The organism is Fructilactobacillus fructivorans, assembly GCF_001434095.1.
GTDB classification, from domain to species: Bacteria; Bacillota; Bacilli; order Lactobacillales; family Lactobacillaceae; genus Fructilactobacillus; species Fructilactobacillus fructivorans.
Genome location: NZ_AZDS01000003.1, coordinates 117,740 through 131,750, shown reverse-complemented (window position 1 = coordinate 131,750; position 14,011 = coordinate 117,740). Strand labels below are relative to the sequence as shown.

General features: G+C 37.3%; 12 protein-coding genes, 2 tRNA genes and 1 other RNA gene. 5 read left to right on the top strand and 10 right to left on the bottom strand.

From position 1 onward, the window contains the following. Positions 1–10: 10 nt before the first annotated feature. The 3 genes from FC73_RS04120 to FC73_RS04110 form a co-directional block, all read right to left on the bottom strand. The gene (locus tag FC73_RS04120; RefSeq protein WP_010021932.1) at positions 11–1,015 is read right to left on the bottom strand and encodes a serine hydrolase domain-containing protein; all 1,005 of its coding nucleotides are present in this window, start codon (positions 1,013–1,015) and stop codon (positions 11–13) included. Positions 1,016–1,089: 74 nt separating this feature from the next. Beyond that, a complete protein-coding gene (locus tag FC73_RS04115) occupies positions 1,090–2,112 on the bottom strand; it encodes a linear amide C-N hydrolase (RefSeq protein WP_010021931.1) in 1,023 nt (340 codons plus the stop codon). A gap of 74 nt (positions 2,113–2,186) precedes the next feature. Continuing rightward, positions 2,187–2,260 (bottom strand) — tRNA-Glu (locus FC73_RS04110). A 116-nt stretch (positions 2,261–2,376) separates the two neighbouring features. Here FC73_RS04110 and FC73_RS04105 point away from each other — a divergent pair. Further along, positions 2,377–2,449, top strand: a tRNA-Gln gene (locus FC73_RS04105). Between the two features lie 122 nt (positions 2,450–2,571). Here FC73_RS04105 and FC73_RS04100 read toward each other — a convergent pair. Beyond that, a complete protein-coding gene (locus FC73_RS04100) occupies positions 2,572–3,039 on the bottom strand; it encodes a DUF2798 domain-containing protein (RefSeq protein ID WP_010021930.1) in 468 nt (155 codons plus the stop codon). A gap of 136 nt (positions 3,040–3,175) precedes the next feature. Continuing rightward, entirely contained in the window at positions 3,176–3,682 is a 507-nt protein-coding gene (locus FC73_RS04095) for a DnaJ domain-containing protein (RefSeq protein WP_010021929.1), read from the bottom strand. Between the two features lie 623 nt (positions 3,683–4,305). On the opposite strand from FC73_RS04095, the gene FC73_RS04090 reads away from it, so the two are divergent. Together FC73_RS04090 and FC73_RS04085 are read left to right on the top strand one after the other, a co-directional pair. After that, positions 4,306–6,627 carry an NlpC/P60 family protein gene (locus tag FC73_RS04090; protein WP_010021926.1) on the top strand — a complete coding sequence of 774 codons (2,322 nt, stop codon included), beginning with the start codon at positions 4,306–4,308 and terminating at the stop codon, positions 6,625–6,627. A 115-nt stretch (positions 6,628–6,742) separates the two neighbouring features. After that, on the top strand, positions 6,743–7,057 hold the full coding sequence (locus FC73_RS04085) for a hypothetical protein (protein WP_010021925.1): 315 nt from the start codon (positions 6,743–6,745) through the stop codon (positions 7,055–7,057). Between the two features lie 74 nt (positions 7,058–7,131). On the opposite strand, the gene FC73_RS04080 is transcribed toward FC73_RS04085, so the two are convergent. Beyond that, the gene (locus FC73_RS04080; RefSeq protein WP_010021924.1) at positions 7,132–8,496 is read right to left on the bottom strand and encodes a glucose-6-phosphate isomerase; all 1,365 of its coding nucleotides are present in this window, start codon (positions 8,494–8,496) and stop codon (positions 7,132–7,134) included. Between the two features lie 106 nt (positions 8,497–8,602). Continuing rightward, entirely contained in the window at positions 8,603–9,772 is a 1,170-nt protein-coding gene (locus FC73_RS04075) for a class I SAM-dependent methyltransferase (protein ID WP_010021923.1), read from the bottom strand. A gap of 117 nt (positions 9,773–9,889) precedes the next feature. Between FC73_RS04075 and FC73_RS04070 the strand changes: the two genes are divergently transcribed. Both FC73_RS04070 and ssrA read left to right on the top strand, forming a co-directional pair. Next, positions 9,890–10,663 carry a Cof-type HAD-IIB family hydrolase gene (locus FC73_RS04070; protein ID WP_010021922.1) on the top strand — a complete coding sequence of 258 codons (774 nt, stop codon included), beginning with the start codon at positions 9,890–9,892 and terminating at the stop codon, positions 10,661–10,663. Positions 10,664–10,711: 48 nt separating this feature from the next. Continuing rightward, positions 10,712–11,078: a transfer-messenger RNA gene (gene ssrA / locus FC73_RS06925) on the top strand. Between the two features lie 143 nt (positions 11,079–11,221). On the opposite strand, the gene FC73_RS04065 is transcribed toward ssrA, so the two are convergent. The 3 genes from FC73_RS04065 to FC73_RS04055 form a co-directional block, all read right to left on the bottom strand. Further along, complete coding sequence (locus FC73_RS04065; RefSeq protein ID WP_040472290.1) at positions 11,222–11,806, bottom strand: YdeI/OmpD-associated family protein; 585 nt, start codon at positions 11,804–11,806, stop codon at positions 11,222–11,224. Positions 11,807–11,882: 76 nt separating this feature from the next. Further along, the gene (locus FC73_RS04060) at positions 11,883–12,386 is read right to left on the bottom strand and encodes a C40 family peptidase (protein ID WP_010021918.1); all 504 of its coding nucleotides are present in this window, start codon (positions 12,384–12,386) and stop codon (positions 11,883–11,885) included. Between the two features lie 192 nt (positions 12,387–12,578). Then, on the bottom strand, positions 12,579–13,979 hold the full coding sequence (locus tag FC73_RS04055; protein ID WP_010021916.1) for a DHA2 family efflux MFS transporter permease subunit: 1,401 nt from the start codon (positions 13,977–13,979) through the stop codon (positions 12,579–12,581). Between the last annotated feature and the right edge of the window lie 32 nt (positions 13,980–14,011).

Here is a 14,011-nt window from a genome sequence, read left to right as displayed (position 1 = left end):
GTGCTTTTATTTAATTAAATAATTCATCAAGATACGTATTAATTAAATCATTACGATCTTCCATAAAGTGTTCCCGTAATTGGGGGTGAACTCGATTTGATAAGAAAACAAACCCATTCTTTCGTTCACGAACAAGGACCATAACAACTCCTGTATATCCTGACTGCCAAATATATGGATTGTCATCATAATCCGCTAGGGCCCAACCAAACGAACGAGTTCCATTACCCATCGGAGTTTGATCGGTATATAACTCATCAAAGGTCTTATTATTAAAGATGTTACTGCGATCATTAATTTGCAACATCCATTGTGCAAAGCGCGATAAATCGTTGAGGGTACTAAACATCCCAGCTGAGCCACAGTCATCACCTAAAATCTGAGCTTTAGGATCATGAACTTTCCCTTGCAAGTTAGTCCCCGTTTTTTCGTCATAGGTCGTTGGAACCGACCGTTGGGCATCCGGGTGAAAGGTAGTCTCATTTAACCCCAACGGATTTAAGACCATTTGGGTAATTAAGGGTTGAATCGGAATTCCCATCACGAGCCCAGCAATCCAGCCTAAGAAAATATAATTAACGTCTGCATACTTCATTTTTTTATCAAAATTATCACCCACGTGCAGTCCTAGAAGAGCCTCACGAAGTTGATTAATGTTCATTTCATTTCGATTAGGAATGTAGCCCTCAATCCCAGAAGTATGCGTTAGTAAATGTCTAATCGTAACTTCAGGATACTGCCATTCTGGCAGATAATCCGATACAGAATCATCCAGGTGAATGCGTCCGTCCTGAAGTAACTGCATGATCACGGGTAAAGTTCCAACTACCTTAGTTAATGAAGCAATGTCGTATACATCGTTCGGACCAACTGATTGTTCGCTTGGCTCAACCTGCTTCAAGCCCACTTCGTCACTTTCAACGTTCATCCCAGTAATAAATGAAAATGAAGCTCCGGGGATACTTTGATCTTCAACCATTTGTTTAATTTTATTCTTTGTCTTTGAAAAATTCATTTTGTAATCTCCTAATAAAATCAATTATACTAGTCTTTTCAAAGATCGAGAAGTTCAAAAACTTTAAAATCTAATTATTGAGGATCATTAACTTTCAATGTCTGGTCAACATCCAACTTTTTCATTTCCGTTGCCTTTGGATCTAGAGTAGCTCGTGTCATTGTTAAACATGTCGGAGTCTGAAGGTAGAGAGTCCTATTTATAACATCATAACCGACCCAGTATTGCGTTGAATCGCTCTGTCCAGGAGTGTCAGGATTGTGACTGATTCCCTTTGGAACGATAAATGGTTTAAAACAATTGTACAATGTACTGATTCCTTCAACGTCGGAAAACTCATCAATGTTCTTAGTGATAAAAGTAGCTCGAACGAAACGGGATGGTGAGGTGTAGTCACCTGGTAAGCCAAACATACCATAACCAGTTCCACCTTCAATTGGTTCAATGGGTAACTTCCCACCAATCTTTGTGGCCTTTTGATTGTTGGCATCAAGTGAAATGTAATTTCTAAGGTTGGTAGTATGAAAAGAGTATTCAGGACTGTTAGTCATTACACCTACGCTATCGTAAATCTTAAAACCACCGTTATTGGTTGCTTCTAAAACAATCGAATTTCCATTTTCATCAGAAAAAGTATAGTGCAGTTGAAGTTTGCCATTTTTACCATGGAAAACATAATCCCTATCAATTAATCCAGTCTTCTGGGCCAATTTCTTTACATCATCCAACGTTGCACATTGGGTCAAAACATAAGTCCCAAATTCTTCACCAAAAACAGGAGTTAAATGCCGTTTTTCTAAATTTTCAGTACTATCATGAGTAGTTTCTAAGAGAACTTGAAAATCTCCTGTAATTCCACGTTCATTAATGCCGTCAAAGAGGATACTTCCCTCATCAGGACCAACTCCCATGACCGCATATTGACTTTTCCAGTCTTTTAATTCTGACTTAATTATGTGATTTGCTGGAATATTCACGATTTTCGTTGGAACCGCAGCTTTTTCCTCTGATGAATCAAAAAGTGGGACGATAAAGTCCATCGTTCTACCCCAAAACGGATGACCATCTTTTGACTTAATAATAATTGATGTACACATAAAACCATCCTCCTTAAATTTTTCAACAAAAAAAGCCCTCAAACGTGATGTTTGAAGGCTCTATCATATTTGAATTACCCGTATGAGACTTGAACTCATAGCTCCGCCTTGAGAGGGCGACGTCTTAAACCAGTTTGACCAACGGGCAATAACTGAACAATTACATAGTTTACCCAATTTAAACCGGTCTGTCAACAAAGGAATGTTAAATTTTCTGTTGACAAGTGTCGGAAAAGAATTGTAGTATATTAGATGTTCAATTATTGAGTATTCGCCAAATTGGTAAGGCAGCGGACTCTGAATCCGCAATTTACTGGTTCGAGCCCAGTATACTCAACTATAAATTTAAAACGTCATTTCAAGTATCCACTTGAGATGGCGTTTTTTAATGGATTAAAAAAGCATTTCATCACGAAATGCACTTCTTACATGATTTTGATTTTATTAATGATTCAAACCCTAACTTCTGATTTCTTGAACCCTCCCTAAAATCGTTCGAGCAATTGGTCCAACGATAATAAGTTGCAATGGTAAAGCCAAGATGACATTTCTAACCCAAGTGATCCCGAATGAAGTCAGGTTTAGACTTGAAACTCCTCCTTGAACGATAATGCCAAAAATTGACATGCATGTCACCATTCCTAAAACCATCAGAATTGAAATCCCTAGTGAAATCAGAAACGGTTTTTCTTCCATCTTTTCATTAAAGATAAACTTGAAGAAAATTTTCTTTGCGAGTGGACCAATAAAAAGTAAATCACAAAGCGCAGCGATCACTAATGCTAATGGGTATCCTACTAACACACTCTTAATAAACGTGGAGTCAACCCCACTACCTAACGCAATATTATAAGCTTCCATCACAAGGACCATCATTCCAGCCATTAGTCCAGTAAACAATAATTCTTCTTTAAAATCCTTTGGCATACTTAACCTCCTAATTTTTTAACAGTGATTAAACTATCATAAAGTAATTATTCATGTAAGTTGGTTTTATATCATGATGAAATCAAAAAAGATTAAACATCGAAACGTTTAATCCCTTTAATTAATTATTTATTGATTACTTTCTCTGATAAAAATAATATAAAATACCGCAAACGATCAAAACTGCGTAAATAATACTGAGAGGCAAAACCTTAATAACAATTACTAATGTTGCAATCGAAATAGCAACCGCAATCCACAAAATAATTTTGCCAATATCGGCATCATTAAATTGATGCGGCTCATGTTTTTGATTCTGATGTTGTTGGTAATTAGAATAATTGTAATTAGTATTTTGCTGATGGGAATCGTTGTTAGTATTAGAATCACGAGAATGTGACTCATAACTAGACTGGCCTGATCCTGTATACGATCCAAATCCAGAACTGTAATTATTTTCTTTAATAATTTCGTATGCATTCGTAATTTCTTTGAACTTAGAAGCTGCATTTGGTGAGGGATTAACGTCTGGATGATACTTTTTGGCTAATTTGCGGTAGGCTTGGTCGACTTCCTGCTTGTCAGCAGTTGCAGGTAATCCCAAAATTGCATAATAGTAATCTAAATTTCCGTATGCCACCATAATCATCTCCACTCTTATGTCCTTTTTTCTTAATTTTACCAAACATTCCTTAACTAGGTCGGATAACGTTTGGTAAATATTTATTCCATTTATACTTACTATACTTAATTATTTTCAACTTTTATAGGTTGATAAGTTGATCATTTTTTAAGTTAATTACTAATCAATTGTGAAAACAAAGGATAATTTTCACCATCTTTTTCGAACTTTTCTAATTGAAAATTTACTCTTTTGTAAAATAAGATTACAGATGACTACAAAATATTACCAAAATCATGATCATGAACTTCGGATTTTGAGTTTAATTGCAAAACTAAGTGATCAATTTAATTACGCATCGAAGTAAATGATTAATAAGGGCTGCTATATCAGCAATTACGGGCATCTTGTCCCTTATTCTAAAATTTACAAAATTACGATTAATCACCATCTAACGTTGAATTCAAGCAATTCTTCTGGTAACACAGTTATATTACAGTATTGTTACTGTAAGTTTACTAGTTTAACAAACTATTTCCTGAATGTTTCGTACTATATCATTATAGTTACGCTTAGGTATATACCTTTTTTTCACATAATTTTGATGTTATGGTTTATATATTCCAAAGGAGGAAATCAAATATATGAATAATGAAAAATTACACTATAAAATGTACAAAGCTGGAAAGAAATGGATGTTTGCTGCTCTTGCAACTTCAATGGTTGCCGGTGGACTTCTAACTACCAGCAGCGTTGTTAACGCTGACGCCTTAGGAAATAATGCACAAACTACTCAAAGTGCTAAGAAAGATAATAGTACTATTAAAAACAACTCAACTAAGGACGCAGCTAACACTAACGTTGATAATCAAACAAATAACGCTAATGCTCAACAAGAAGACACTACACAAACTAATGTTGCTACAAACAATGATGCAAGTAAGACTGCTAATGATTCAGCCAAGGTTAATACCACTACTAATGATCAACAATCAGCAAAAACTGATAACAATCAAGTAGCTAATAACAACCAAAACACCGATCAAAACAGCAAGACTGATGACGTTCAAGCAAATGCTAAGACTGATTCAAATAACGATGTTGCTAAAACTGATAGTCAAAAATCAGATACTACGTCAAATAAGATTGTAGAAAACAATGTTGAAAAAGCTGTTACCTCTGCTCAACCAGCAAAAACTGATGTTAACAATCAAAACCTTAACAATGGCGTTTCTGCCCAAGCAGATAACAACCAAACTAACAATAACGTTGAACAAAAGACTACTAATGATTCAGCCAAGGCTGATACCACTACTAATGATCAACAATCAGCAAAAACTGATAACAATCAAGTAGCTAATAACAACCAAAACACTGATCAAAACAGCAAGACTGATGACGTTCAAGCAAATGCTAAGACTGATTCAAACAACAATGCTGCTAAAACTGATAATGATTCAGCAAAAACTGATAACAATCAAGTAGCTAACAACAACCAAAATACTGATCAAAACAGCAAGACCGATGCTCAAGCAAATGCTAAGAATGACTCAAGCAATGACAATAATGTTACTTCTGCTTCAACTCAATTATACTCAACTGCTCAATTAAGTGCTGCTCGAGCAGCTTCAACTAACCTAAGAGCTCAAACTACTAACCTTAAAGCTTCAACTAATGCTGACCAAGTAGTTAACATTGGTAAGCAATATGTTGGTACTCCATATGTATGGGGTGGTAGTACACCAGCTGGGTTTGATTGCTCTGGATTTGTTCAATACGTATTTGGACAAGCTGGATACAGTCTGCCACGTACTACTTATTCACAATACCCAGCTACTCAACATATCTCAAGTAGCCAAGCTCAAAAGGGTGATTTAGTGTTCTTCTCACAAGGTGGAGATCTCTACCACGTTGGAATTTACTTAGGTAACGGTTTAATGCTTGATGCTCAAAATCGTGGAGTTGTAAATAATGATTCAGTTAGCTACTTCTCTGGTACTATGTTATTCGGACGTGTTAACGGCTTTAACGGTGGAAGTTCAAACACTTCATACACACCAAGTACATCATCAAATACATCAAGCCAAAGCACTAACAACAACTCAGTTACTAAATCTTCAAAAGCTAACAACTCATACACACCTCAAACTAACAACCAAGCTAGTTCAAATAATGTTCAACTAAATGTAAGTACCCCAGCCGCAAAGCCTGCTACTAATAACAACAGAAACTACAATTATAACTTAAAGGCTAATGTACCTACTACTCAATTGAACACCACTAACAAGTCAGCTAATACTGCTACACCAACAGCAACTGCTTCAACTAGCAAAGCTACTACTACTAACATTGCATCACAAAACAACGATGCTAAGAATGTTAACTTAAACGCTCAACCTGCAAAGGCTGAAAATGCATCAGCTAACGTTCAAAATGACGTTACTCCAGCAGCACAAACTGCTAAGACTGACTCATCAAACAATGATGCAAAGCAAGCAGACGTTCAAGCTTCAAAGATAGCCACTACTGACAATCAAATTAACCCTGTTAAACAAGATCCTTCAGTAGTAGCTGCTGCGCAAAAAGAACAACAAGCTAAAAATGATCAAGTAACTAACTTGTCAGACAACACAACTGCTAAGAAGAACACTACTGATTTAAATGCTTCAACTAAATCAAGCAATGATCCAAAGGCTGCTAAAGTTGTTTCAAACAAGGAAGTTTCTGACAAGAACGCTTCTAAGAAAGAAACTGTTGCTAAGGCAAACGATGATAAGAAAGCTACTTCACACATCGCTACCAACGACAATGGCCAAGCTGATTCAGCTAAGAAGAACGACCAAAAGAATGGTCACATCTTGCCACAAACTGGTCAAGCAAGCACATTACTTATGAGCGCCATCGGTGCCATTATGGTTGCCCTTGCTGCTGTACTTGGTTTCAGACGTAAAGATACTGATAAATAATATCTAAACACATAAAATGGTCTCTCGAATTAATCGAGAGACCATTTTTATTTGTCTAATTAGATTGCTATTAGAATGCGATTAGTGCTATTCTTTTTATATTGGAGGGATAACTATGGATGTACACTCAAAAGAAAAAGAACTCAAAAAATTAATTAAAGATCAAGAAAAGTTGCAAAAGGAAAGCTCAGACAAATTCAATGCTAGTTTGTTGGATAACTACAACGAACGGATGGACGTTGTCAAAGAATTAATTGAAAACGAAAATCAAACCAACAGCTTACGTGACACCAAAGTGGCTAAACCTGCCCGTGATGACAAACGAGGAATGGATAAAAATCGCCACGTTGATGATCAAATGAACGATCTTGAAAGAGCGCAACAACGTTTAATCAAAAAATTACGTACACTTGAGGGCAAATGGGAATAGTCTCCCCTCCTTCAAAAATTAACCATACAAAAAGAACGAACCTAGAAATTCGGGTTCGTTCTTTTTTGCTTCATTTAGTTATTGTTTTCATCTTTTAATTCTTCGTCAAGCTTCTTGGTTAATTCTTCGTAACCAGGCTTGCCAAGCAATGCATACATATTATTCTTATAAGCTTCAACACCAGGTTGGTTGAATGGATTAATTCCATTCAAGTAACCAGAGATGGCAACAGCAACTTCAAAGAAGTAGATCAAGTAGCCTAATGAATATTCTGATTGATCTGGAATATGAACAGTCATAACTGGAACTCCACCATCAGTATGAGCTAAGACAACCCCTTCGTAAGCTTTAGTATTAACTTCGTTTACAGTATCATTTTGGAGATACTTAAGACCATCAAGATTTGATTCTTCCTTAGGAATATCAATATCATAATCAGGTTTGTCGAGCTTAACCACGGTTTCGATTAAGTCACGAAGACCCTCTTGAATGTATTGTCCAAGTGAATGAAGGTCGGTAGTAAAGTTAGCTGATGAAGGATAAATTCCCTTCTGATCCTTACCTTCTGATTCACCCATCAATTGCTTCCACCATTCTGAGAACATTCTCATGTTTGGTTCGTAATTTTCAAGCAATTCAGTCGTGTAACCCTTTCGGTATAAGATGTTTCTCAATGCAGCATAACGGTAAGCATCATTTTTGTTAACGTCTGGGTTAGTGTATTCCTTTGAAGAATCAAAAGCACCTTTCATTAACTGACTAATATCAGCACCAGTAGCTGCGATTGGTAACAAGCCAACTGGAGTTAGAACTGAGTAACGACCACCAACACCATCAGGAATGACGAAAGTTTCGTAACCATTAGCATCAGCCTCTTGCTTCAAAGCACCACGATGAGCATCAGTGGTAGCATAAATTCGTTTGTTGGCCTCTTCTTCACCATACTTCTTAATCAATTTTTCTTTGAAAATCCGGAAAGCAATTGCTGGTTCAGTAGTGGTACCAGATTTTGAAATGATATTAATTGAAAAGTCATCGTTACCGATGTAGTTCAATAGATCATGAATGTATGGAGCACTGAGTGAGTTCCCAGCAAAAACAACCTTGACACCACGGCGTTTGTCATCTGGTTCTGAGTTATAGAACGTGCCGTTAAGAAAATCAACGGCCATCTTAGCACCTAAGTATGAACCACCGATTCCAATTACAACTAAAACCTTAGAATCAGATTTAATTTTATCAGCTGCCTTTTGGATTCGCTTGAACTCATCCTTGTCATAATTTTCAGGAAGATTCAACCAGTCACGGAAATCGCTTCCGGCACCAGTACCATCCCTTAATTCTTTATCAGCTGCAGTTACCATTGCTTGAATCTCAGGTAACTCATCTGGATGTACAAACTTGCCTAATTTAGAATCGTCAAACTTTAAATAAGCCATTACACTATCCCCACTTCTATAAATATTTACATACATTATACAACAAAGCTAAGAGCCATAGCGGGGTTTTATCCCGTTAATTTATCATTTATTTGTAACACTCTTTCTACTTAATTTGGACGTTAATGCCCTTAAATGATCCCTCACGCTCGTAATCAGTATCAATTGGGAAATCACTTGGATTAGCATAAGTCTTGCCAAAATTAACGTTTATTCCACTCTGAATAAATGCATCTGAGATTTCAGATCTAAATTTTTTCGAGTTCATCTTGTTAGTATCGGTGGTAAAAAAGATGGAAGCATCCTGGTTAGCCACTTCACTTACGGCATTAACTAGTTTACCTAGGTCCTTTTTAATTTCAAAGCGATCTTTCTTATCTCTAACAAAAACCGGAACGTTAACAGTAATAAGATCAAACTTTAAATTATGCTTTTTAGCATAATCTAAGTAGCCAAAGACGCTCATTTTTCGAACCTCTTGGGCACCGATGGTATAACCATTCGCATCAATCTCGTTGATTAATTGTGATTTAGCCCGATTACTATCATCAACATTGACGGTTTTAACGGTACCACCACCAATCATCGCGTTGGCAACGCCAGTCCCTTCATAAAAGAGATTTAATCCAATTTTATCCTGTGCTTGATCAAAGACGTCTTGTCTTACATCACGATAAACAACGTCTAATCCAGTTGTTTTCGCATTTTGCAGACTAACAGGATAGGTTACTTCACCCTCCAAAACATTGGCAGATGAAACTGGATCTGGACTAGCATTCTCAACTGATTTAATCTCAGATCCATGTTCAAATTGACGATATTCGTACAAGTTCTGGTAGTCGCCTAATTGATTAATAATGACTGAAATTAATTGACTGCGTAATTGATAAATTCCAGAATTTTCCCAACTAATAACATCCTGACCATCATAACTATCAATGGTGATACCGGCTAAACCATCACCCTGTCCGTTGAACATGCGATGAATATCAATGCCCTCATCTTGAAGCAAGATCCGTTTACTAAAAGCCTGGCTAAATAAGTGGCCAAAGAAATTATCATCAATGGCTTGATTCTCTTTCCGACTTAAAATCCAGCCAATGCCACCAGCTTGCTTACCAAAATAAGCACTTGCCACGAAGTGATCGCCCTTAACGAGTGCCACAACCTCACCATTGCTAAAGTCAGCTGGATTAACCAAATCCTTTTCACTAATTTGCGGATAACCACCCTCAAATTTCTTAACGGCCTTACCAGTTATTTCAATTTTTTTCATATTATTTATTCTCCCTTAAAAATCTCTTCCTTCTTTTATTGTACATGTAATGAGTGTTAATTAGTAGGAATGCAAAGCATGCCATATGTTAAAATAATAAGCAAAGGAGATTCAACTATGTATAAATATTTAGTATTTTTTGACTTAGATAGAACCCTGTTTGATGAAAATTCCAAGGTGAACGACGAAGTCGCAAATGCGATGGAAGAAATCAGAAAACACGGCGGCCTTCCGGTTATTTCAACTGGAAGGAATATTTTTGAAATCAAAGACACACTGGAAAAGACCAAGATTGATTCTGTGGTTGCCGCTAATGGTGACTTCGGAATGTTAAGGGGAAAAGAAGTCTTCTCTAACACGATTGACCCAAAGATTATCGACCAATTATATGATTTTGTTGAACAACATGGTAATACTTTGGTCCTACTAAATCAAAAACGCGGTGCCATTACCAATCATGATGAGTTAGCCATTAAAGCATTCAAGCATGTCCATGCCCCACTACCAAAGATTGTTACTAAGACATACTGGCACGAAAATCCCATTAACATGATGGTTGTTACCAACACTGACCTCGATACTGAGTATGAGGATGCTTTCGGTGATGTTTTAACCTTCTACCGTAATTCACCCTACTCCATCGATGTGGTCGTTCATGGGGTTTCTAAGGCTACTGGAATCAAGCAATTAATTGACACTGCTGGATTAAGGGGAATTCCAACCTACGCCTTTGGAGACGGCAATAACGACATCCCAATGCTAGACTACGTTGATCATCCGGTTGTGATGGGTAACGGTCTCTCAAACGTCAAACCACATGGTGAATTTATTACCACCAAGAATACCGACCACGGAATCGTGAATGGTCTCAAGCATTTTAACTTGATTTAATTACTGTAAATTAGGCAGATATCATGGTATAGTAGTAATGTATCTGTCGGGGGCGTTATGGATTCGACGGGTATAGTTTGAGCCTGAATTGCATTCCGTACGACGATGCGTCAAATCGCTCAGTTTAATTATAACTGCAAAAAATAATAACAATTCTTACGCCGTAGCTGCCTAATAAGCGCTTGACGTAGATCTAGCTGATTTTTCCTATGGATCAGTCCTAGGTCCTACCTTTAATAGGATACGCTTACTGCTCCCATCTGAAGTAGTATGAAGAGATTAATCAGATTAGCTGTGCATGCTAGCATTGACTAATTGCGGATTGTACAGTGAACTTCAAATGATTAGCCTACGAATGTAGACGTTCAGGAGGCAATATGCCCGGACGCGGGTTCAAATCCCGCCGCCTCCATAATTAAAAGCGAACCAGTCATTAAGTTGATTGGTTCGCTTTTTTGCTGTAATATTTATAAATCCATTAATTGTATCTTTTTGATTAAACTTATCTCAAGTGATAACAACCATAAAATGCCAGGCAAGGATTTAACCTATTAAAGCTTAATAATGCAACAATCTCCCATTATCACACCAACCACCATACATCTCGTTGGCTCTCGTCTTCTTCACCAACTTATGTAACCGGTGCTTGTATGATTGAGGTTTACTAAATTTCAAGCGTGATTGGACCCCATCAACGCGAACCCGTTGATACAAGTCCGGAAACTGATTGAAATTGTCCCATACCTTTGGATCACGTTTCAAGGCTCGCTTAACTGGTTTGATAATCTTAAATGACTGGGGTGACAAATCGGGCAAAACTTTTTGACCCTCATCAGTCATTAAACCCAATTTAATTAATCTCCGAGCGCGTTCCTTATTAAGCTCGGTCCAATTACTATTCTCTTTTCTAGGAGTGAGTCGTTGGGATAATCCGGTCTCATCCGAACTCTTATGCAAACCATCAACCCAACCAAAACACAGTGCCTCTTCGACGATATCCAAATAAAACATCCTGTCATCGTTTGTTGGGCTCATACTAACTGGGATCCACAGACAGCCCTCTTTTTGACAGTTTTCCGTGAACCAATTCCGCAATTCTGATCTTGATGTAATTGGTAAAAATGGTTCGTCTTTTCTTAGCAATTTGGTCCACTCCCTTCAACTTTTGCCTATATAGTAATCAGGTAAGTTAGGAGTGTCAAAAAAGCCGTCAGGCTCATTAAAACCTAACGGGACTTTTAACTGTTTTTTTAGCAAATGAAACTGGGCGAGATACTCCGACCAAGTTCCACCATGGGGCGTGAATTGGTTCGATGATAACTCCACGATTTTGCGCATCAATCATTTGGTGTTTGTTTAGAGCAATCCCAACGTGATAGATGTCACTCTTACTTGAACCAAAGAAGACTAAATCACCCTTCTTGATTTTGCTTTTCTTAACATGCTTATAACTGTCATATTGTGCTTGAGCAGTTCTTACAATATTGCGATTAGCACCGTTTTTCATGACATATTGTGTGAATCCAGAACAGTCAAAACTGTTCGGTCCAACCGCACCATATGAATATGGCTTGCCAAGTTCATTCGTTGCTACTCTCTTAACATTTGAAAAATGGACTTTACTTGCAGATGCTTGCGTTTGATTGGCACTCATATTAATAATGCCAAATATCCCAAGTGCTGCAACTGAAACTACGATTCCTTTAACTAATTTTATAAACATACTCTAGCCTCTTTCTCTATGTAATCCTTGTGTCTTTATTTACAATCTCCTCACACTTTCTATGGTAAGTGGCGATTACTACCAAACGGTTACAACACGATTTCAAAACCATTAATTACAGACCATGGTGTCTCTTTGGCGAAATAAAAAAGGATGGAAATTATATAATTTCCATCCTTTTTACTTTTCAATTTATTTTTGATCTTTTTTAGGGGTTCTAATCATAACAGCGAAGATTAATCCAACCACCGCAATTACTAAGAAGACCCAGTAAACCATATGAAATCCATTAACTTGTGCTGGCATTGCTGGCATGCTGAGTTTGAAGAAACCAGTGGCTCTAACTAATACAATCGTAGCAACCGCTACTCCGGTTGATCCAAGCACTTGTCTAACCGTAGTGATTAGGGCCGTTCCGTAAGAAATCAAATCTTCTGGAAGTGAATCAGCACCTAGAGTAACAGCAGGCATCATAACAAAGGCATTGCCACCTTCAATCAACATGGCAATAATCATCATTGCCCAAATGTTGTAGATTGGGAAGAAGGCTAAGACCGCCCAGCCAAGCACAATCATAATCATTCCTGTTAACATAACTGGCTTAAATCCAATTTTATCAACAATGGTACCTGTAATTGGGTTCAAGATACTTAGGAAAACAGCTCCAGGAACTAATGCCATCCCGGAAATAAACGGTGACACATTAAGTACTTGCTGGTAATACAGTGGAAAAATAATCGTAACCACAATTAATGAAATGTAAGAGAAACCCGTCAGAAGAACCGCCAAATCATAGTTAAAGGTCTTTAAAACGTTTAAGTTTAACAATGGATTACTGATTCTAAACTGACGAACGACAAACAATGCAATTAAGATGATGCTAACGACTAGAATCAGTAGTAATAATCCGTAGTTGTTGTTCGGTTTAGCAATTTCACTAATTACATACAAAATTCCAATCAAACCAAATGAATAAATGATTGAAATCCAATCCAATTTGGACTTAATCCTTGGCATTACATCTTTCATAACAAAGAAAGAAATCAAGAAAACCGCGGTAATGATGACAATAAAGACGTCAAACAAACCCCGCCAAGTTGTAAATCTTAAAACGATTCCAGAGATGATTGGTCCACAAGCAAGCGCCGAACCCATAACCAGTCCAGCAACTCCCATGATCGTTCCCCGGTCATCCTCTGGGGTGATATTAAGTAAGACCGTTTGATACGATGGAAACAAAATACCAACTGCGATGGCTTCTAGTGCTCTTCCAAAAAGCACCCACGCGAAGCTATTACTGATTAAAATGATTAAAGTTTCCAAATCAAACATCAGCAACACGCCCATAAAGAGTTTCTTAAAACTCATGTTATTCAATAACCAAGGACTGATAGGCATCATAATACACATGATAATCATAAAACCAGTCGTTAACCACTGAACCGATGATGCTGAAATATCAAAGTACTTCATCAACGTGGGATAAGCCGTTGATAATGAGGACTGACTAATCGACATGGTGAAAGTACCAATTAACATAATGGTGATAAACCAAAATCTTTCTAATCTACTAAGTCCATTACTTTTTGCCATATAAAGCGCTCCCTTTTCGATTTGTGCTAATT